This is a genomic window from Streptosporangium sp. NPDC006013, assembly GCF_040614275.1.
Taxonomy (GTDB): Bacteria; Actinomycetota; Actinomycetes; order Streptosporangiales; family Streptosporangiaceae; genus Streptosporangium.
Genome location: NZ_JBEXUE010000038.1, coordinates 17,354 through 36,826, shown reverse-complemented (window position 1 = coordinate 36,826; position 19,473 = coordinate 17,354). Strand labels below are relative to the sequence as shown.

Below are 19,473 nucleotides of genomic sequence, written 5' to 3'. Positions count from 1 at the left end.
CGGCCCACGCGCGCAGGCCGAACATCCCGGCGACGCTGCCGGCGAGCAGGTCGCCGTCCGTCTCCGAGGAGAGTTCGGCCACCCAGACGCCGTCGGGGTAGTCGTCGCGGACGCTCCGCGCCGCCTGGAGGGCGAGGCGCGTCTTGCCGACGCCCCCGGCGCCGTGCAGGGTGAGCAGGCGCGTTCCGGCGAGGAGTTTCGTGATCTCGTCAAGCTCGGCGGCGCGTCCGAAGAAGCTGTTCATCGCGACCGGCAGGTTGCCGCGCGGCGTCAAGAAAGATTCCCCTGGATCGCGTGTTCCACCGCGTCGCGCAGGCTGATCGAACCTCCCTGTTCCTCCAGCCGGTCGAACTCCGCCCTGCCCAGGCGCCCGCGCAGCCTCAGCTCGGACGTACGGATCAGGCTCGCGATCATGGGTGAGCGGCTGGGCGGGACCCCGGCGTTCTTCCAGGCGGCGCGGGAGGCTCCGAACATGATGGCGGCGAAGGTGTCGTCGGCGGATGACTCGGCGATCACGACGAACACCTCCAGCGCCTCCATCAGCGAGATGGTGTCGCCGAACAGGCGGCCTCCGCGCAGAGAGCCGCGGGCGGACTCCGCGGCGGACGCGGGGTTGCCGAGGAGGTGCTCGGCCTGGCCCAGGAGGAGGTCGAGGCGGATGAGGGTCCAGTAGTCGCCGCAGGACTCGCAGAGCTCACGTCCCTCCCGCAGGATGGACACGGCCTGTTCGTGGTGGCCGGCGAGCATCATGGCGGTGGCGACCACCGTGTAGGTGGGCAGGAAGCCGGGGAAGACATTGCCGGTGGAGCGGTGGCGCACCCGGGCGTGCTTGATGAGCCGCAGGGCCTCGCCCACGTCGCCCCTGACGACGGCCAGGTGGGCCTGGAACTGGCTGACGTAGGCCGTGGCGTAGCCGTTGGCGTCCTCGGCCGCGCACTCGGTGAGGATGCGCTCGGCGCGTTCGAGGTCGCCGCGCTGGATCGAGACCCAGGCGTGCACCCAGAGTGCCTTGACCCGCTCGGGGCTGGCCGTGCGGTCGAGGTCGAGGCCGCGCTGGAGGAGGTCGTCGCCGGGTGCCTGCATGCCGCAGCACGCCCACAGGAACCACAGGTTGCCGACCAGGTCGAGACCGCGGCGGTACTCCTGCGGCCGGGAGTAGCAGTATTCGATGGCACCGCGCATGTTGCCGCATTCGAGGACCAGCCTGCGGTACCACTCGAGCTGGCGGCCCTGCCAGCTCATCTCGGCGCGGGCGGACAGGGCGAGGAAGTGGTCACGGTGGCGGCGCTGGATCTCCTCGGTCTCGCCGAGCCGGTCGAGCCAGACCAGGCCGAACTCGCGGACCGTGTTGAGCAGGCGGTAGCGGACCCCGTTCTCGCCCTCCTCGCGGACCAGGACGGACTTGTCGAGCAGACCCAGCAGGCCGTCGAGGATGTCCTTGGCTGCGAGGACCCCTCCGGCGCAGACCTCCTCGGCGGCCTCGATGTCGAAGGTGCCGGCGAAGACCGAGGCCCGTGCCCACAGCAGGCGTTCCGGCGGGGTGCAGAGTTCGTGGCTCCAGCCGAGGGCGACGCGCATGGAGCTGTGCCGCCGGGGAGCGGAGGGGAGCCGGTGCGGTTCCGCGTCGTGCCCTTCGCCGTGGGTCCCGCGACCGGCTGAGGGGGCCGTACGGCTCTCGAAGGCCGCGGCGAGTTCGTCGGGTGAGGCCATGCGGCCGTCGAAGGCGGCGAGCCCGGCCGTGGAGAGCGGGCGGCCGTCGAGGGTGACCAGCCCGTCGAGGATCCCGGGGCCGCCTCCGGCCACGGCGAGCCTGATCGCCAGCGGCAGGTTGTCGAGGCGCCCGCAGAGCTCGGCCGCGTCGGGGCCGCCGATCAGACCGGCGGTGAGGGTGTCGATCAGGCTGACGGCGTCGGCGTCGGGCAGACCGCCGACCGGGTAGAGGTGCTCGCCGGGCAGGCCCAGCCGCTGCCTGCTGGTGGCCAGGACACGTAGTCCCTCGATTGAGCGCAACAGCAGGCCGACCAGGATGCCCGTGACGCCGACGACGCGGTCGCAGGTGTCGAGGACGAGCAGGGTCCGGCGCGTGACGAGCTCGTCGACCAGCGCCCGCAGCGCGGGAACGCCCGGCCTGCGGCGGACGCCGATCGCGTCGGCGAACGTCTCGGCCAGGGAGTCGAGGTCGCCGGGTGCCTCCGACAGCTCCACGATGTGGACGCCGTCCGGGAACCGGGGTTCGAGGGTGCGGGCCAGCCGCAGGGCGACGCAGGTCTTCCCGGCTCCGGCCGGACCGGTCAGCGTGACGTGCCGCACCCTTTCGAGCAGTGCGGAGACGTCGGCGAGTTCGGTCTCCCTGCCGACGAAGACGTCCGCTTTCATGGCAGCCCCAGCGTCCTGACAACGTGTGCATCTACCGTCGCACGGAGACATGGTCCACTGAAAGCCCGTTTCCTAGATTTCCTCGATATAGCGGGGGATGCGACAAGGACGGGCACTTCCGGAAGCCGGCCACACCCGCCCCGAAATAACCTCCTCGTCGCCTTCCGCCATACAGGTCCCCTTTCGCCCTCCGCGGCGCGCGAGCGGACCGTCAGGCCGGGACCAAAGAACACCGGGGGTCACCGAAGGTACGGCACTCTATTGAAATGCCACGTCCCCTCAGCGAACTGCCCAAGGCGCACCTGCACCTGCACTTCACCGGCTCCATGCGGCACTCGACCCTCGTCGAGCTGGCCCGCGAACACGGCTTACACCTTCCCGACGCGCTTGAGGAGGACTGGCCGCCTCGGCTGCGCGCCACCGACGAGCGGGGCTGGTTCCGTTTCCAGCGGCTGTACGACATCGCGCGCTCCGTCCTGCAGCGGGAGAGCGACGTCTACCGGCTGCTGCGCGAGGCGGCCGAGGACGAGGCGGCCGAGGGGTCGGCCTGGCTGGAGATCCAGATCGACCCGTCCGGGTACGCGTCGAGGTTCGGCGGGCTCACCTCGGCCATGGAGCTGATGCTCGACGCGACGCGCAGGGCCGCCGACCACGCGGGAATAGGGATCGCGGTCGTGGTGGCCGCCAACCGCACCCGCCACCCCCTCGACGCCAAGACCCTCGCCCGCCTCGCCACGCACTACATGGACCAGGGCGTGATCGGGTTCGGGCTCTCCAACGACGAGCGGCGCGGCCGGGCCCGTGACTTCGACGGGGCCTTCCGGCTGGCCAAGCGGGCGGGGCTGCTGGCCGTGCCGCACGGCGGGGAGCTGCTGGGCGCCGCCAGCGTGGCCGAGTGCGTCGACGTGCTGGACGCCGACCGGGTCGGGCACGGGGTGCGGGCGGCCGAGTCGCCACAGCTCATGGAGCGTCTCGCCGCCCGGGGGATCACGTGTGAGGTCTGCCCGACCTCCAACGTCGGTCTCGGGGTGGCCGAGCGGGCCGAGGACGTGCCGCTGCGGCGCCTGTTCGAGGCGGGGGTGCCGATCGCACTGGGCGCCGACGACCCGCTGCTGTTCGGCGCCAGGCTGCTGCCCCAGTACGAGCTCGCCAGGCAGGTGTACGGCTTCTCCGACCCGGAGCTGGCCGAGCTGGCCCGCCAGTCGATACGGGCGTCGGCGGCACCGGAGACGGTGCGCAAGAAGCTCCTCCAGGGGGTCGACGACTGGCTGGCCTCAGCGGACTGAGCGGGCGATCTCCTCGGCGCGGCCGATGTCCCCGGCCCCCTCCAGGCGCAGGCCGACCTGCCCGCGCTGCCAGATGAGGGTGGGCCCGGCCGCGCGGGGGCGGGCCTCGGCCTCACCGCCGCGCCGGGGCAGGTAGGTCAGGCCGTGTGGGGCCGGGATCCACTGCGCCTCCGCGTCGCCCACCCGGGTCTCCAGCGGCCAGGGGGGTCCCAGCTCCTTGCGGAAGACGAGCAGGAGGCTACCGTCGTACTCGTCCAGCCTGAGGCCGGGCCAGAGCAGCGAGACCACCCGGCCGCCGTCGCCCACCCTGACCTCGGCGGGCTCGCCGAGCGCGGCGGGGACGGCGATCGGGAACGCCACCTGCTCCCTGGCCTGCTCCAGGGTGACCCGCCGCTCGTCCGGCAACGGCTGGGGCGCCCAGGACGGCAGGGGCCCGGGGTCGCCGATCCTGAGCTCGACGCCCGCGAAGCGCAGGATCTCCGCGACCGCCGCCCTTCCCGCGGGCGTCGCCCCCAGCAGCAGCGCGACGAGGATCGCGACGGCGGCGACCGCCGCCCGCCTCCGCGCCCGCCCGCCGGCCCGCAGCGCCCCCCACCCCCGCCGGAGCACTCCCCGGCCACCCGTGACCGCGGGCGCCTCGGGGGCGGGCACTTCCAGGCGGGCCCGTACGGCCCGCGCGACCTCGGCGGGGTGCGGGGAGGGGACGTCGAGGGACTCGCCGAGGTCGAGGAGCCTGGCTTCGAGGTCGTCAGATGAGGTCACGTGCCACCTCCTCGCGCAGACGGGCCAGGCCACGGGAGGTCCGCGACTTGACGGTGCCGACGGGAAGATCGAGCACCTGGGCGGTCTCGGCCTCCGACAGCTGAAGGAGATACCGACAGACGACGGTCTCGCGTTCCCGCTCGGGCAGCGTACGCACCGCGTCGAGGAGCCGCGCCCGCCGGTCGGTGGTGACGGCCGCCTCCTCGGGGCCCTCACCCACCGGCGGAACGGCCTCGGTGAGCCGCGCGGCCAGCTTGTCCCTGCGACCCCGGGAGCGGGTCAGGTTGTGCGTCTCGTTCGCCACGATCCGCAGCAACCAGGGCCGGAACGGCGCGCCGCGGCGGAAGGACGTCAGGTTGCGGTACGCCTTGACGAACGCCTCCTGGACCACGTCCTCGGCCTCGTCGGCGGCTCCGAGCATGGCCGCGGTGCGGTGCGCGAGCACGCTGTAGCGGGCGACCAGGACCTCGTAGGCGTCCAGGTCACCTGCCAGCGATCGGGCGATCGCCTCGTCGTCGTCCGTCGGGGGGCTCCTTTGCGGATGTCTGAGAGATTCCACCGCATGCGGGCCCTCCCGCGAAAGCCCTCGGGCGAGTGCGCTCAGTGGAGGGCGTAGGCGACCGCCGCGTCCGGATCGGTCTCGTAGCCCTCGGCGAAGATCGCGTCGTAGGTCTCGTCACCGAGCAGTTGCCTGGCCGTCCGCTCGGCGACGGTTCTCGGCTCGGACATGCCCGCCGAGCCGAAGCCCCGCAGCCCGAAGATGGCCCGCAACCGCACCACCGCCCCCTGGAGCCTGGCCGTGCGGCGGCCGTCGCCCTCGACCGCGGCGATCACCGCGAGCTGGTCGACGGCCAGCGCCACGCCGGCGGCGTCGCGCAGGCGCCACTTGACGTCGAGCGACTGCCGGGCGGCCTCCGCCGCCTCGCTCACCCTGCCGAGCCCCAGCTGGGCGATGGACAGGACGTAGTCGCCGCAGGCGCGGGCCCAGCGCTCGCCGTGCGCGTCACAGAGCCGCTGCACCTCCTTGAGCACCGAGACGGCCCTGTCGAACTCGCCGCGCCAGGTGACCGCCATGGCCATGGTCACCAGGGCGAGGGGTTCGCCGACCGTGTCGGCCTCCGCCCTGCGGAAGTACTCACGCACGCGCTCGACGCACGGCTCGACCTCGTCGAGGGCGCCGGCGCACAGGGCACGGCTGGCCAGCCGGAGCTGGGCGTGCCCGGCCGCCGCGTAGTCGCCCCAGTCGAGGGCCGCGGACAGCGCCGCCTCCGCCCTGCGGCGACCCCGCTCCAGCTCACCCCTGGCGATGGCCACGCAACCGTCGGCCCACAGGAGTCTGGGCAGGTGAGGGTCGGTGACGGAAGCCGATTCGAGCGCGCGTGCCATGTGGTGGCGGCCCTCGTTCCACCGGCCCAGGCAGAACCAGAGGATCCAGAGCGTGCCGGCGAGCTCGACGGACACCGGGGAGGCGGGGTCGAGGGCGAGACGCAGGTCGGTCATGGCGAAGGCGAGGCGGGCGGCCCACTCCTCCTGTCCGGGGCCGTACCAGCCGGTCTCGGCCCTGCGCGCCAGGTCGAGGTAGTGGTGGCGGTGCCGCCGCGCCAGCCTGGCCTCGTCCCCGAGCAGGGCGAGCCGCTCCCTGCCGTACTCCCTGACCGTGACCGGCTGACGGTAGCCGCCGGGAACCCGGACCAGGAGGAACCTCCGCACCAGGCTTTCCAGCAGGTCCGGTACGTCCCTCAGGCGCTCGTCGCCGCACACCCACTCGGCGTCGGCCGCGCCGAAGTTTCCCGCGAAGACCGAGAGCCTGGCCCAGAGCAGGCGTTCCCCGGGGCCGCAGAGTTCGTGGCTCCACCTGATCGCGGCGCGTACGGTCTGGTGGCGGGGCACCGGCGCCCGGCTGTCGGGCGGGGTCTCGAACCGGCTCTCCAGGTGGTCGGCGAGCCGCTCCACCGGCATGTCCCCCAGCCATCCGGCGGCCAGCTCGACGGCGAGCGGGACACCGTCCAGCCGCCGGCAGATCCTGGCCGCGGCCGCCAGGCCGGTCTCCGTCGTCTCCAGGCCGGGCGCCGCGGCGGCGGCCCGGTCGAGGAGGAGGCGGAGCGCGTCGTTCCCCGCCATCCCCTCCTCCTGCGGCCACGGCGCGTCGAAGGGTCCGACGGGCAGCAGCGCCTCCTGCGGCAGTCCGAGCGGCCGGCGGGAGGTCGCGATGATCCGCACCCCCGGCGCCGCCGCCAGGATCTGGGCGACGAGGTCGCGGCAGGCGGGCAGGAGGTGCTCGCAGTTGTCGAGGAGCAGCAGGAGCCTCCTGCCCGCGAGAAACTCGACGAGCGTCTCGTCCTGCGTCCGCGCGGACCGCTCGGGGATGCCGAGGACCGCCGCGACCGTGTGGGCGAGCAGGTCACCGTCGCGCTCGCCGGACAGTTCCACCAGCCACGTGCCGTCCGGGTGGTGTTCGTGCCACCGGCGTGCGGCCCTGATCGCGATCCGTGACTTGCCGATGCCGCCGACACCGGTGACCGTGGTCAGCGGTGTGTCGGCCAGCAGCTTCAGCAGCCGCCGCACCTCGCCTTCCCGGCCGATGAAGCCATCCGTCTCCGCGGGCAGGTTCCCCCGCCACCATTGGACCTGTTCCATCGGTTCGCGCTCCTTCTCCACTTACCGGGAATAGCACTCCTCCCAAATCACGGACCGGGCGGCCGGTGATTCCCCAGGGGGATTTCCTTGTCCCCCGGTGCAAATCTCACCGCCGTATCGAGGTCGAACTTCCCCCGTACGGCGTGAAACGCGGAAATGCAGGTGCTTTATAACTGATTCGGCGGAGCCGGTAATCGGGGGCGAGCCCGCCCGGAGGCCGATCCCCCGGGCGCGGCTCCCGGCGGCACTGCCCGTGGATCGTTTGAGGGGCCGCCTTGAGGGAAGCGCCATTAGACTCTGGCTGTCCCTGGCCGCGGCCTGTCGCCGCGGCCTTTCCTTAACCGAGCTGGACGGAACCGCATGTCTGGGTATGACCGCGTAGTGCAACCCGCGGCCGGTGACGAGGCCCTGGAGAACCACCTTGGTGGGGACGAGGCCAGGAATTACCGGCAGTACGAGCTCGACATGGTCGCCCCACACGTGGGCCGGTCCATGCTGGAGATCGGTTCCGGGCTTGGCCACTTCGCCGAGCAGTTCCTGCCCCGCCTCGACCGGCTGGTGGTCAGCGACTTCGACCCCTACTGCGTGGAGCAGCTCCAGAAGCGCTTCGAGGGCCGCGACGACATCGACGTGCTCCAGTTCGGCCTGCCGACCGAGATCCCCATCGGCGAGAAGGTCGACACCGTCGTGATGATGAACGTCCTGGAGCACATCGAGGAGGACGTCGAGGCCCTGCGGTCGCTCGCCAAGGTCACCCTCCCCGGCGGCCGGATCATCATCTGGGTTCCGGGCTACATGCAGCTTTACGGGGACTTCGATCGCAAGGTCGGCCACGTCACCCGCTACACCCCGGCCACCCTGCGCAGCACGGTCTCTCGTGCGGGCCTGGACATCGACGTGCTCAAGCCGATCAACTTCCTGGGCGGCATCGCCTGGTGGGCCGCGGTCCGCCGCGGCGGTGTCGGCTACCCCGACCCCCGCCTGGTCAAGATCTACGACCGCACCGTGGTACCCCTCACCCGCCTCATCGAGCGCTTCGTCCGCCCGCCGTTCGGGCAGACCGTCTTCTGTGTCGCCCGCGTGCCGAAGTGATCTCCGCCCGCGCCGTCCCCTCCCCGCGGCCATCGCGGTGCCCGGCGCGGCGTGCCGGCCGGGGGCGGCCGGGGACGCAAACAAATCGGTTGCCCGCCTCGGCAGGGGCGCCGTAAGGTCATTCACATGTGGATCAACTCCTAAGAGCCGGCGTCGATCAGCCTTCGCTGATCCGCCCGCACTCAGCGTTTCAGCCCCGTTCGTCTGACGCGGCAGCTGAGTTGTCCGACCCGGGATCTCGCCGCGTCGTCACTTTCCTCAAGGAGTCCATATGCGAATTCATGCCGCCCGCAAGCGCAGTGGCAAGTCCAAGTCCGCCAAGACCACCAAGACCCACACCCCGCTGCCCGAGCACATCGTGCCCGCGGCGCCCCAGCGGATGCCGATGCCGCCCACGCCGATGAGGCCCACCCGGCAGCCGCGCCGGATCCCCGGCAAGGGTGGTCGCTGACCTACCGAAAAGCCCCGGTCCACCGACCGGGGCTTTCCCGTCTCGCACGGTGCCTCGCGGTTCGAGACCGCGGGCACCGGCGTCACAGACGCTCGATGATCGTGACGTTGGCCTGGCCGCCGCCCTCGCACATCGTCTGCAGCCCGTACCGGCCACCGGTCCGCTCAAGCTCGTGCAGGAGCTTGGTCATCAGGATCGCGCCGGTGCCGCCCAGCGGGTGGCCCAGGGCGATCGCGCCGCCGTTCGGGTTGACCTTGGCCGGGTCGGCGCCGAGGTCGTTGATCCAGGCCAGCGGGACCGGGGCGAACGCCTCGTTGATCTCGGTGACGTCGATGTCCTCGATGGACAGGCCCGCCTTCTTCAGCGCCTTCTGCGTCGCCGGGATCGGCGCGGTCAGCATGTAGACCGGGTCGTCGCCGGTGAGCGCCAGGGTGACGATGCGCGCCCTGGGGGTCAGGTTGTGGTCGCGGACCGCCTGCTCGGAGGCGATCAGGATCGCTCCGGAGCCGTCGGAGATCTGCGAGGAGGTGGCGGCCGTGATCTGCCCGCCGTCCCGCAGCGTCTTCAGCGACGCCATCTTCTCCAGCGTGGTGTCCGGGCGCGGGCCCTCGTCGTCCTCGACACCGTTGAGCGGGGCGATCTGGTCCTTGAAGTAGCCGTTCGCGACGGCCTTGGCCGCCCGCTGGTGGCTCTCGTACGCGAACTGCTCCAGCTGCTCGCGCTTGAGGTTCCACTTCTCGCACATCAGCTCCGCGCCGCGGAACTGAGAGATCTCCTGCTTGCCGTACCGCTCGACCCACTTTTCGCCGAAGGGGAAGGGCATGCCCTTCTCCAGCGCCGCGCTGATGCTCGACCCCATGGGCACGATGCTCATGGACTCCACCCCGGCGGCCACGACGAGGTCCTGGGTGCCGGAGAGCACGCCCTGGGCCGCGAAGTGGATCGACTGCTGGGAGGAGCCGCACTGGCGGTCGATGGTCACACCGGCGACGCCCTCCGGGAGACCTGCGGACAGCCACGCGTTGCGCGCGATGTCCATGCTCTGCGGGCCGAACTGCATGACACAGCCCATGATCACGTCTTCGACCGCCGACGGGTCGACACCCGTACGCTCGATGAGCGCTCCGAGGGTGTGCGCGGCCAGATCGGTGGGGTGGACGGTGGACAGACCGCCCTTCTTCTTGCCGACCGGGGTGCGGACCGCCCCGACGATGTACGCCTCTGCCACAGTGCCTCCTGCGTGTGAACCGAGCTGCCTGCGAAACCGAGCATCATTCGGTCAGTAGGAGGTTACAACAGAACTTTTATCCACGCCCTACCCGGGGGTCGCCTCTCCGCTGAGAGGACACCCCCACCCTTTTACGAAATATCAGGAGCTCCGCGCTGACCTGGGCGGTATCGCTCAGGCCATCCTGGTGCTCGTCATGGTCGCGTAGGCGATGACGTTGTCCGTGTAATGACCGGTCGTGCGGTCATAGGTGCCGCCACAGGTGATCAGGTGTAGCTGCGGGTTCGGCGACTCGCCGTACACCCGCTGTGTCGGGAACACCGACTTGTCCGCCTGCTCCAGCCCGCCGACGGTGTAGACGGCGATGACGCCGTCCTTTCTGTGCACCTCGATGACGTCGCCGTTGCGGATCTCGTCGAGGCGGCTGAAGACCGCGCTTCCCAGGCGCGTGTCCTTGTGCCCGAGCATGATCGCGGGACCGGCCTCGCCGGGCGTGGGTCCCGAGCGGTACCAGCCGACCAGGTTCGGGTTGCTGACCGGCGGCACCTCGATCGCACCCTTGCCGTCGAGCCCGACGGATCTGACCGGTGCGTTGACGCCGAGCCGCGGGATGACCAGGCGGACCGGGCTGGAGGGCTGCATGGCCGGGGCCGCCGGCAGGCTCGGCTGGGGCGGCGGCGCGGTCGGGGGCGCCTGGAAGTACGGGTTCACCGGCGCCGCCGCGGCCTGATTTCTGGGGGGCAGCGTGGTGCGCTCGCCCATGCCGTACTCCTCCGGCGCGGCCAGCACGTAGAGCATGCCCACCAGCACCGTGACCACCCCGGCGATCCCGGCGAGGATGAGCACCGACCGCATCACCCGCCCGCCGTCGAGATGCCCGTCGAGGTGCCCGTCGGGGTGTCCCCCTCGCGGCCACTCCTCGTACGGCTCCCCGTAGGGCGGGCCGTGCTGCTGCTGGAACGGGTGCGGGTACTGCGGCTGGACCGGGACCGGCCGGTAGTGGGGCACGTGCCCGGGGTGTTGACCGCCCGGCGGGGGGGTGCTCATCCGGCCACCCCGATCAGCCTCGGCCCGCGGTGCGACGCCGCAGCACCATGCCGCCGATCCCGGCGAACGCCACCATCAGCACACCGCTGAGCATGATCATTCGGGCGTCGGGGCCGGCGTCCCCGCCACCGCCCGTGGCAGCCCCTCCGTTGGGGGTCTCGTCGATCTGCCCGTCGGAGGCGGGCTTTTCCGGCTCGGAGGTCTTGGTCTGGGTGACGGTGACCGTCGGCTTGGGAGTGGCGCTCGGACTCGGGCTGGGACTCGCACTCGGGCTCGGGCTCGCACTCGGGCTCGGGCTCGCACTCGGGCTCGGGCTCGCACTCGGGGAACCCGTTACCACGGTCACCCGCAGCGCGGCGGCGCTGGCCTCGGCCGAGTTGAGCGGAACACCGCAGTCGAGCAGCTCGGCCTCGTCGGTCCCCGTACCGGGGTCCAGGTACAGGGTGAACGGACCCGGTTGGAAGGCCACCACGCCGGTCGCGCTGGGGGTCACCGTGACGAGCAGGGGAGGTGCGGTGATCGGCTGCCCGGCGGCCGGGGGAGCGGCGGTGGCCGCGAGCGAGCGGAGTTCGGAGGGAAGCGCCAGGACCGGCGAGGGAGAGGCGTCGATCTGCACCTCCGCGTCGATGACGACACGCGCGCCCGCCGGGGCCGGCGCGGTCGGGGTGACGGTGAGCCCCGTGGCGGGCTGAGCGATCTTCCAGGTCGCCACCAGGGGCGAGTTGGTCGCCGCCGCCGTCGGGCCGCTGAGGTCCATCTGGAAGGTGTACGTCGCCGACGGTGACGACACGCCGGCGAGCGTGCAGGCGTAGCTGACCGGGTTGGGGTCGGCGTACATGGAGGCGACCGCAGGGACCGCGCCGAAAAGAACGCCCGCGCCCGCCGCGGCGATCGCGGCTGTCTTGACCGCGACGCGCCGCCGCGTCTTGGACTTCAGCACAGTCTCTCCCCATTCCAGATCCATCGACCGGCTCGCACCGGCCCTTAAGGCTTACCCGCCTTGGTCAAGGTTCGGCATAGATCCTACGAACAGAGACCATGGTGCGCGAGCGAGTCGGCGAAACGGACACAAATTCCCATCTATCCCACAGCAAACGACACCGTACATCGGTGAAGTTTCAAACAACAGACAGGGTATGGCGCATGGGAGTCACGGTGAGTAGCCGACCGCCGCCGGGATCCGCACGGTGTCGTGGCCGCCGTGGGACAGAACACGCGAGGGTTCCCGGCGGCTCGATCGGCTCCCGTTCAGGGAGGATTCAGTGGAAGCCGCGCGAACGGGTATACGGGTCTTGACATCCTCCCGAGCTGGAGGTTTGTGATGAGCACCCCGGTTACGGCACACGCGCGCGGCGGGCAGGTGCCTCGCCGGCGGATCCCGGCGAGATGGGTGGCCGCCGCCCTGACGGCGGCCCTCCTGGCCGCCATCGGGCTCAGCACCCATTACCGCTCCGCGGAGTCGGTCGCGGCGTCGGGCGCCCGGTTCGACCCGGCCGCCTTCGGGGCGCGGACGTACGAGAGCGAGGTCGTGCCCGCGATCAGGAGGAGGGCGGTCGAGCTGCCCGTGCTGGTGAAGGCCGTGACCACCGACAAGAGGGTGGCCGACAGGCGATACGGCGTCCGGCAGGGCAACGGCCCCTACAACTTCGCGGTCAAGGGCACCGGCAGGGCCGGAGTGGCGGAGTCCGGGCTGATGCCCGTGACCGTGCCGGGCCTGCCACCGGGCACCCGGGTCTCGTTGCAGGTGGGTCCTGCCATCAACGGCACGGCGCTGCGGGACGCGGCCGGCATCGGATTCAGGCGGTTCCGCAACCAGGCGGAGTACGCCGCCGCCGCCACCGCGCTGAACAACCAGTTGTGGAGGAAGCTGCTCAAGAACCTGGACCCGGAGCATCTGAACGGCAAGGAGATCTCCTTCGTCGGTGCCTTCAACTTCCTCACCCCCGCCGTCGTGACCATCACCCCGGTCTCGATCAAGGAGATGCCGTGAAGACCGCGGCGACCAAAATCCTGAGCGCCCGCGACGTCACCAAGGTGTACGGGAACACGCACGTGCTCAGGGGTGTCGACTTCGACATCGCCGCCGGTCGGGTGACCGCGCTGTTCGGCAAGAACGGGGCCGGCACGTCGACCCTGCTGAAGATCCTCTCCGGGATCGAGCAGCCCACCACCGGCCACATCGAACTCGACGGGGAGCCCGTCAGGCTCCGGTCTCCCCGCGACGCCGCCTACCGGGGCATCTCGATCATCCCTCAGGAACTCAATCTCTTCCCCAATCTGAGCATCCAGGACAATCTGTTCCTGGCCCGCGAGATCTGCGGGGGCCCCTGGGTGATCGACCGTTCCTCCCAGCGGGCCACCAGCGCGGCGATCCTGCACAGTCTGGGAGAGGACCTGGATCCCGATCGGCTGGTCGGTGACCTGAGCCCGGCCCGGCAGCAGATCATCGAGATCGCGCGGGCGCTCCTCCAGGAGGCCCGGGTGCTGATCATGGACGAGCCCACCTCGGCGCTCACTCCTCCGGAGGTCGAGGCGCTGTTCCGGGCCATCGGGGAGCTGACCGCGAGCGGAGGCGCGGTCGTCTACGTCTCCCATCAACCGGACCGGGTGCTGAAGATCGCCGATGACGTCGTCATACTGCGCGACGGGCGGCTGGCCGCCACCGCGAACGCCAGGACCGTCGATATCCGATGGGTCGTGGAGCAGATGGTCGGCCCCGACCGGGAGGCCCTGTTCGCACGCCTCACCCAGGTCATCGAGGCGGAGCCACCTCCGTCACAAGAGGAGTCACGAGCGGAGTCACGAGCGGAGGAACTGCTGACCCTGCGCGGGCTCTCGGTGGCCGCTCCGGCCAATCCCGGTCATCTCGCGATCGACGACCTCTCCCTGACCGTCAGGGAGGGCGAGATCGTGGGGATCTACGGCCTGGTGGACTCGGGCCTGACCGAACTGCTGGAGGCGCTCGCCGGCCGGATCCCCTCGCAGTCGGGTGACGTCCTGCTCTCGGGCGTCCCGTTGGAGAGCGCGAGCATCCGCGACCGCATCGACCGGGGCCTGCTCCTTGTCCCTCGGGACCGGCGGCGCGACGGCCTCATCCAGACGATGTCGGTCGGGGAGAACCTCTCCCTGGCCGGACTGGACAGGTTCGTCCGATGGCTGTTCGTCTCCCGGGAGCGCGAGCTGGACGCCGTCGATCGGATGATCTCCGACGTCACCCTCAGGACGGACGACGCCGGAGCGCCCGTCGAATCGTTGAGCGGCGGCGACCAGCAGAAGGTGGTCATCGGCAGGGCGCTGCTGACCGATCCCCTGGTACTGCTGCTGGACGAGCCCTCGCGCGGCGTCGACGTCGGCGCCAAGGCCGACATCTTCCAGCTTCTGGCGGCACGAGCACGACACGGCCTGGCCGTCCTCTTCACCACGTCCGACGCCGAGGAGGCCCTGCACATCCCCGACCGGCTGCTGGTGCTCGCCCGCGGGGTCGTCACCGGCGACTTCCGGCGTGGCGCGATAACCCGGGAGGAGCTGATGAGCGCGCTGGACGGCGTCACCGTCGACAGGGCCGAGGGCGGTGCGAATTGACACCTCAGGGAACACCCCCCGCACCGGCGCCTCCGGGCCGCCCCCCGCCGGAGCGGATCGCGGCCCGGGCGCGCCGCCTGTCCCTGCTGAACGGCCTGTTCGAGTTCCGGGCGCTCATCGCGCTGGCGGCCCTGATCGTGCTCTTCGGCATGCTGACGGATTCGTTCCTCACGGTGCCGAACCTCATCACGATGGCCGAGCAGATCGCGGTCAACGGGGTGGTCGCGCTCGGCATGCTGCTGGTCATCCTCAAGGGCGGCATCGACCTGTCCGTCGGCTCGGTCATCGGGCTCTCCGGGGTCGTCGCCGGCGAGTTGCTCGAAGGTCTCGACCTCGGGTTCGTCGACGTGATCGCCTTCCCGCCCGTGTGGGGCGTGATCGTGCTCTGCGTCGCGGTCGGCATGCTCGTCGGCCTGGTGAACGGTGTCCTCATCACCCGGTTCGAGGTGGCGCCGTTCATCGCGACATTCGGCATGCTGTACGTGGCGCGGGGACTCGCACTGCTGATCTCCGGCGGCTTGACCTACACCAACCTGGACGGCAGCCCCCAACTCGGCAACACCGGCTTCGGCCTCCTCGGCAACGCACGCCCGCTCGGCATCCCGGCCCCGATCTGGATCATGATCGTCCTGGTCGTCACCGTCATGCTGGTGCTCACCAGGACACCGTTCGGCCGATGGTTGTACGCCGCGGGCGGCAACGAGCGGGCCGCGGAGCTCTCGGGGGTCCCGATCAACCGCGTCAAGACGGTCGTCTACGTGATCTCCGGCGGCTGCGCCGCGCTCGCGGGTCTCCTCATCGCCTCGGAGCTGACCGTGGCGGCACCTCAGGCCGGTGAGACGTTCGAGCTCAACGCGATCGCCGCGGTCGTCCTCGGCGGCGCCACGCTGAACGGGGGACGCGGCACCGTACGGGGCACCCTCGTCGGAGCCGTCGTCATCGGTCTCCTCGTCAACGGCCTGATGCTCCTGGACGTGTCGCTGTTCTGGCAGATCCTCATCAAGGGATCCTTGATCATCTTCGTGGTGATGCTGGACCAGGGGCAGCAGCGGCTCCAGCGGCACCGGGCCGCCGTCTCTGCGCTGGTCACCGACGGGCGACCGGACTGACGGGCTCCGGCGGCCGCCTCTCGGCACCCGTCCGCGGCACATCTGCCTATCCCGGTGTCTCCCCGAGCCACCGGTGATTTTCACGGCAGTACGGTTGCCGCTTCTTTTGGATTTTCAGATTAATAGGTGATCCAACTCTCATTGGGTAATTGGCAGGATAAACGGCATGGCAGTCGAAGCGTTCAGCAGCGATATCACGCTGCGCATCAACGGTGCCGACCACTCCGTCTCCCTGGACAACCGGGTGACCCTGCTGGACGCGCTGCGCGAGCATCTCGGCCTGACCGGGGCGAAGAAAGGGTGTGACCACGGGCAGTGCGGGACGTGCACGGTCCTGCTGGACGGCCGGCGGGTGAACAGTTGCCTGACGCTCGCGGTCACCGCCACCGAACAGGAGATCGTCACCATCGAGGGGGTCGCCGGTCTGGCTCACGCGAACGACCTGCACCCCGTTCAGCGGGCGTTCCTCGACCACGAGGGCTTCCAGTGCGGCTACTGCACGCCGGGCCAGATCTGCTCGGCGATCGGCGCGCTCGCCGAGGCGGATGCGGGCTGGCCCAGCCATGTCACCGAAGACGTCGCGGCCGGTGTCGCCTCCTGCGCCGCCCTGGACGCCGAAGAGGTCCGCGAACGGATGAGCGGCAACCTCTGCCGCTGCGGGGCGTACGCCGGGGTTGTCGAGGCGGTCCTCGACGTCGCCGGGTCGAGTCCCGGAGGCAACCGATGAGACCCTTCGCCTACGAGCGCGCCGCCGACCCCAGCGCCGCCGCCACCGCCGTCGTGGACGGCACCGACGCGATGTTCCTGGCCGGCGGAACCAATCTGGTGGACCTGATGAAACTCGGCGTGGCCCGGCCGGCGACGCTGGTGGACGTCACCCGGCTGCCGTACGACCGGATCGAGCACCGGGCCGACGGAAGCGTGCTCATCGGCGCGACGGTGCGCAACAGCGACCTGGCCGGTGACCGGGGCATCAGGGAGCGCTTCCCGATGCTCGCCAGGGCCGTGCTGTCCGGAGCCTCCGGACAGCTCAGGTCGATGGCCACCACCGGCGGCAACCTGCTGCAGCGCACGCGCTGCCCGTACTTCCAGGACGTCACCAAGCCGTGCAACAAGCGCGACCCGGGTACGGGCTGTTCCGCGATCGGCGGCAGTCACCGCGACCTGGGGGTGATCGGCACCTCCGACAGCTGCGTGGCCACCCACCCGTCCGACATGGCGGTGGCGATGGCCGCTCTCGACGCCATGGTGCACATCAGGCTCGCGGGCGGAAAGGAGCGGGCGGTGCCGCTCCACGACCTCTATCTGCTGCCCGGCGACACCCCCGATCGCGAGACGGTACTGGAGCCCGGCGACCTGATCACCGGTGTCGAGCTGCCGCCGCCCCCGGACGGCGCGGCCATGCGATACCGCAAGGTCCGCGACCGCTGGTCCTACGCGTTCGCGGTGGTCTCGGTCGCGGCCCTGGTCACGACGGAGGGCGGCGGGTCGCTGCGGGAGATCCGGCTGGCGCTGGGCGGGGTGGCCCCGCGGCCGTGGCGGGCGCACCAGGCCGAGCGGATGCTGGCCGGTCACCGGCCGAACAGGGAACTGCTGCTGGCGGCGGCGGAGGCGGAGTTCGCGTCGGCGCGCCCCCTGCCGGGAAACGAGTTCAAGATCGGGCTCGCCGCCGACCTGATCGCGGCGAGCGTACGCGATCTCACGGGGAATCCCGTGGGAGGGGAACGGCGATGACCACGCTCGACAAGGTGGTGGGCGGGGCACCGACCAGGATCGACGGACGCGAGAAGGTCACCGGCGCGGCCCGCTACGCCTACGAGTACCCGGTGCCGAACGCCGTCTATGTCTGGCCCGTGCAGGCCACCATCGCCCGCGGCCGGGTGCGCGCCGTCCACGGCGGCGCCGCGCTGGCCCTGCCGGGGGTGATCGCCGTACTGGACAGCGGCAACGTCTCCCGGCTGCACCCCGCCGACGACGCCGAGCTGGCCGTCCTGCAGTCGGCCGACGTCGCCTACCGCGGGCAGATCGTCGCGGCCGTGGTCGCGAGCACCCTGGAAGGCGCCCGCGAGGCGGCGTCGGCGGTGCGGGTGGACTACGACGAGCAGGAACACGACGTCGTGCTGAGCCCGGGCAACCCGCGGATCTTCTCACCCCGGAAGGCCAACGCGGGTTTCCCCGGAACCGTCCACTGGGGCGACGCCGAGAGCGCCCTGGCCGCGGCACCGGCCGGCATCGACGCCACCTACACGACCCCGGCGGAGCATGCCAGTCCGATGGAACCGCACGCCACGATCGCGTTCTGGGAGGGCGAGACCCTGACCCTCTACAACGCCGACCAGGCACCCTGGATGTCGGCGGCCGCGATCGCCGCGCTGTTCGGCCTCGCCGACGGCGCGGTGAGCATCGTCGCCGACCACACCGGCGGCGGTTTCGGGTCGAAGGCGGTACCGCGCCCGCCGACCGTGCTGGCGGCGCTGGCCGCCCGTGCCGTCGGGCGGCCGGTCAAGGTGGCGATGACCAGGCAGCAGATGTTCCCGCTCGTCAGCTACCGGACGCCCACCGTGCAACGCGTGCGTCTGGGGGCCGAGCTGGACGGCCGGCTGACCGCGGTGTGGCACGACGCGCTCCAGCAGAGCTCGAAGCGCGTCGAATACACCGAGCAGACGGTCGCGGCCAGCCGCATGATGTACGCGACGCCCAACAGCCACACCGCCCACCGGTTGCTACAGCTGGACGTGCCGACCCCATCGTGGATGCGCGCGCCCGGCGAGGCTCCGGGGATGTTCGCCCTCGAATCGGCGATGGACGAGCTGGCGTACGCCCTCGGGATGGACCCCGTCGAGCTGCGAATCGTCAACGAGCCCGCGCTGGACCCCGAATCGGGCCTCCCGTTCAGCAGCCGCAACCTGATCGCCTGCCTGCGGGAGGGGGCGGCGCGCTTCGGCTGGGCCGGACGCGACCCGGCGCCGGGCGTCCGCAGACAGGGCCGGTGGCTCGTCGGCACCGGCGTCGCGTCCTCGACCTACCCGGTTTTCACCATGGCGTCCACCGCGACCGCCCGCGCCGAGCCCATGGGCAGGTTCGTGGTCGAGATCGCCGCGGCCGACATCGGTACCGGGGCTCGCACCGCGCTGGCCCAGGTGGCGGCCGACGAGCTCGGCGTGCCGATGGACCGGATCACCATCCTGGTGGGCCGCAGCGTCTTCGGACCCGCGCCGTTCGCCGGCGGGTCCATGGGCACCGCCTCGTGGAGCTGGGCGGTGAGCAAGGTGTGCCGGGCCCTGGTCAGGGAGCTCGACGAGCGGTCCGGGGTGGTCCCCGCCGAAGGGCTGCAGGCACGGGCGGACACCACCGAGGACCTCGCCGCCCAGGGGCGGTTCTCCCGCCACTCGTTCGGAGCGCAGTTCGCCGAGGTCAAGGTCGACGTCGACAGCGGGCAGGTCCGTATCGAGCGGCTGCTCGGGGTCTTCGCGGCCGGCCGGATCGTCAACGTCAGGACGGCGCGCTCGCAGTTCCTCGGCGGCATGACGATGGGGATCTCCATGGCCCTGCACGAGGCCCTGCAGATGGACCCCCGCTTCGGTGACTTCACCAACCACGACCTGGCCACCTACCACATCGCGTCGAACGCCGACGTCCGCGGGATCGAGGCCCACTGGATCGACGAGCACGACGACGAGCTCAACCCCGTCGGCGTCAAGGGCATCGGCGAGGTGGGGATCGTCGGCACCGCCGCCGCGATCGCCAATGCCGTCTTCCACGCGACCGGCTCCCGGCAGCGCGACCTGCCGATCACCCTCGATCGGGTGCGGGCCGCCATGCACACCGGCTGACGGGACCTTCCCCGCCGATCTCGGGGAGATCGCCGCGACAGGTGCGGTCGGGCGGGATCTACCGTGAGCA

At 71.2% G+C, this 19,473-nt stretch carries 17 protein-coding genes; 9 read left to right on the top strand and 8 right to left on the bottom strand.

Translation table 11 applies throughout. The annotated features are described in order from the left end of the window. A partial coding sequence (locus ABZ260_RS08860; RefSeq protein ID WP_355614629.1) for an AAA family ATPase occupies positions 1 to 274 on the bottom strand: 274 nt, incomplete at its 3' end. Then, the gene (locus ABZ260_RS08855) at positions 271 to 2,376 is read right to left on the bottom strand and encodes an AAA family ATPase (RefSeq protein ID WP_350953885.1); all 2,106 of its coding nucleotides are present in this window, start codon (positions 2,374 to 2,376) and stop codon (positions 271 to 273) included. The genes ABZ260_RS08855 and ABZ260_RS08860, both read right to left, overlap by 4 nt. 266 nt (positions 2,377 to 2,642) lie before the next feature. On the opposite strand from ABZ260_RS08855, the gene ABZ260_RS08850 reads away from it, so the two are divergent. After that, positions 2,643 to 3,662, top strand: a complete 1,020-nt coding sequence (locus tag ABZ260_RS08850) for an adenosine deaminase (protein WP_355614625.1) — start codon at positions 2,643 to 2,645, stop codon at positions 3,660 to 3,662. Here the strand turns inward: ABZ260_RS08850 and ABZ260_RS08845 are convergent. The 3 genes from ABZ260_RS08845 to ABZ260_RS08835 are packed head-to-tail and all read right to left on the bottom strand — an operon-like array spanning position 3,651 to position 7,061. Further along, positions 3,651 to 4,424 (bottom strand): hypothetical protein, encoded by a 774-nt coding sequence (locus ABZ260_RS08845; protein WP_355614622.1) that lies wholly within the window; start codon positions 4,422 to 4,424, stop codon positions 3,651 to 3,653. The genes ABZ260_RS08850 and ABZ260_RS08845 overlap by 12 nt on opposite strands. Continuing rightward, positions 4,411 to 4,983, bottom strand: coding sequence for a sigma-70 family RNA polymerase sigma factor (locus ABZ260_RS08840; protein ID WP_355614619.1), 573 nt, complete (start codon positions 4,981 to 4,983; stop codon positions 4,411 to 4,413). The genes ABZ260_RS08845 and ABZ260_RS08840 overlap by 14 nt, the downstream gene beginning before the upstream one ends. A gap of 41 nt (positions 4,984 to 5,024) precedes the next feature. Beyond that, the gene (locus ABZ260_RS08835; protein ID WP_355614616.1) at positions 5,025 to 7,061 is read right to left on the bottom strand and encodes an NB-ARC domain-containing protein; all 2,037 of its coding nucleotides are present in this window, start codon (positions 7,059 to 7,061) and stop codon (positions 5,025 to 5,027) included. Positions 7,062 to 7,421: 360 nt separating this feature from the next. Here ABZ260_RS08835 and ABZ260_RS08830 point away from each other — a divergent pair, with 360 nt between their 5' ends. Further along, positions 7,422 to 8,153 carry a methyltransferase gene (locus ABZ260_RS08830; protein ID WP_355558510.1) on the top strand — a complete coding sequence of 244 codons (732 nt, stop codon included), beginning with the start codon at positions 7,422 to 7,424 and terminating at the stop codon, positions 8,151 to 8,153. A gap of 271 nt (positions 8,154 to 8,424) precedes the next feature. Further along, positions 8,425 to 8,604: a hypothetical protein gene (locus ABZ260_RS08825; protein WP_355614613.1), complete on the top strand. Its 180-nt coding sequence runs from the start codon at positions 8,425 to 8,427 to the stop codon at positions 8,602 to 8,604. An 82-nt stretch (positions 8,605 to 8,686) separates the two neighbouring features. On the opposite strand, the gene ABZ260_RS08820 is transcribed toward ABZ260_RS08825, so the two are convergent. The 3 genes from ABZ260_RS08820 to ABZ260_RS08810 form a co-directional block, all read right to left on the bottom strand. Beyond that, positions 8,687 to 9,832, bottom strand: a complete 1,146-nt coding sequence (locus ABZ260_RS08820) for an acetyl-CoA C-acetyltransferase (protein WP_355614610.1) — start codon at positions 9,830 to 9,832, stop codon at positions 8,687 to 8,689. A 174-nt stretch (positions 9,833 to 10,006) separates the two neighbouring features. Then, entirely contained in the window at positions 10,007 to 10,879 is an 873-nt protein-coding gene (locus tag ABZ260_RS08815; protein ID WP_355614607.1) for a class F sortase, read from the bottom strand. A gap of 13 nt (positions 10,880 to 10,892) precedes the next feature. Then, positions 10,893 to 11,819: a hypothetical protein gene (locus ABZ260_RS08810; RefSeq protein WP_355614604.1), complete on the bottom strand. Its 927-nt coding sequence runs from the start codon at positions 11,817 to 11,819 to the stop codon at positions 10,893 to 10,895. A 381-nt stretch (positions 11,820 to 12,200) separates the two neighbouring features. On the opposite strand from ABZ260_RS08810, the gene ABZ260_RS08805 reads away from it, so the two are divergent. The 6 genes from ABZ260_RS08805 (at position 12,201) to ABZ260_RS08780 (ending at position 19,403) form a co-directional block, all read left to right on the top strand. Then, entirely contained in the window at positions 12,201 to 12,869 is a 669-nt protein-coding gene (locus ABZ260_RS08805) for a DUF2291 family protein (protein ID WP_355614601.1), read from the top strand. Then, the gene (locus ABZ260_RS08800) at positions 12,866 to 14,461 is read left to right on the top strand and encodes a sugar ABC transporter ATP-binding protein (RefSeq protein WP_355614598.1); all 1,596 of its coding nucleotides are present in this window, start codon (positions 12,866 to 12,868) and stop codon (positions 14,459 to 14,461) included. The genes ABZ260_RS08805 and ABZ260_RS08800 overlap by 4 nt, the downstream gene beginning before the upstream one ends. Next, positions 14,458 to 15,570, top strand: a complete 1,113-nt coding sequence (locus tag ABZ260_RS08795) for an ABC transporter permease (protein WP_355614595.1) — start codon at positions 14,458 to 14,460, stop codon at positions 15,568 to 15,570. The genes ABZ260_RS08800 and ABZ260_RS08795 overlap by 4 nt, the downstream gene beginning before the upstream one ends. Before the next feature lie 166 nt (positions 15,571 to 15,736). Next, positions 15,737 to 16,297 carry a 2Fe-2S iron-sulfur cluster-binding protein gene (locus ABZ260_RS08790; RefSeq protein ID WP_355614592.1) on the top strand — a complete coding sequence of 187 codons (561 nt, stop codon included), beginning with the start codon at positions 15,737 to 15,739 and terminating at the stop codon, positions 16,295 to 16,297. Further along, positions 16,294 to 17,304, top strand: a complete 1,011-nt coding sequence (locus ABZ260_RS08785) for a xanthine dehydrogenase family protein subunit M (RefSeq protein WP_355614589.1) — start codon at positions 16,294 to 16,296, stop codon at positions 17,302 to 17,304. Before ABZ260_RS08790 ends, ABZ260_RS08785 begins: the two co-directional genes overlap by 4 nt. After that, complete coding sequence (locus ABZ260_RS08780; protein ID WP_355614586.1) at positions 17,301 to 19,403, top strand: xanthine dehydrogenase family protein molybdopterin-binding subunit; 2,103 nt, start codon at positions 17,301 to 17,303, stop codon at positions 19,401 to 19,403. Before ABZ260_RS08785 ends, ABZ260_RS08780 begins: the two co-directional genes overlap by 4 nt. Positions 19,404 to 19,473: the final 70 nt, after the last annotated feature.

Excerpts from the sequence above, each read along its gene's own strand:
- ABZ260_RS08855 (WP_350953885.1), bottom strand. The coding sequence starts at position 2,376 with ATGAAAGCGGACGTCTTCGTCGGCAGGGAGACCGAACTCGCCGACGTC.
- ABZ260_RS08850 (WP_355614625.1), top strand. The coding sequence starts at position 2,643 with ATGCCACGTCCCCTCAGCGAACTGCCCAAGGCGCACCTGCACCTGCAC.
- ABZ260_RS08835 (WP_355614616.1), bottom strand. The coding sequence starts at position 7,061 with ATGGAACAGGTCCAATGGTGGCGGGGGAACCTGCCCGCGGAGACGGAT.
- ABZ260_RS08830 (WP_355558510.1), top strand. The coding sequence starts at position 7,422 with ATGTCTGGGTATGACCGCGTAGTGCAACCCGCGGCCGGTGACGAGGCC.
- ABZ260_RS08825 (WP_355614613.1), top strand. The coding sequence starts at position 8,425 with ATGCGAATTCATGCCGCCCGCAAGCGCAGTGGCAAGTCCAAGTCCGCC.
- ABZ260_RS08815 (WP_355614607.1), bottom strand. The coding sequence starts at position 10,879 with ATGAGCACCCCCCCGCCGGGCGGTCAACACCCCGGGCACGTGCCCCAC.
- ABZ260_RS08805 (WP_355614601.1), top strand. The coding sequence starts at position 12,201 with ATGAGCACCCCGGTTACGGCACACGCGCGCGGCGGGCAGGTGCCTCGC.
- ABZ260_RS08790 (WP_355614592.1), top strand. The coding sequence starts at position 15,737 with ATGGCAGTCGAAGCGTTCAGCAGCGATATCACGCTGCGCATCAACGGT.
- ABZ260_RS08785 (WP_355614589.1), top strand. The coding sequence starts at position 16,294 with ATGAGACCCTTCGCCTACGAGCGCGCCGCCGACCCCAGCGCCGCCGCC.
- ABZ260_RS08780 (WP_355614586.1), top strand. The coding sequence starts at position 17,301 with ATGACCACGCTCGACAAGGTGGTGGGCGGGGCACCGACCAGGATCGAC.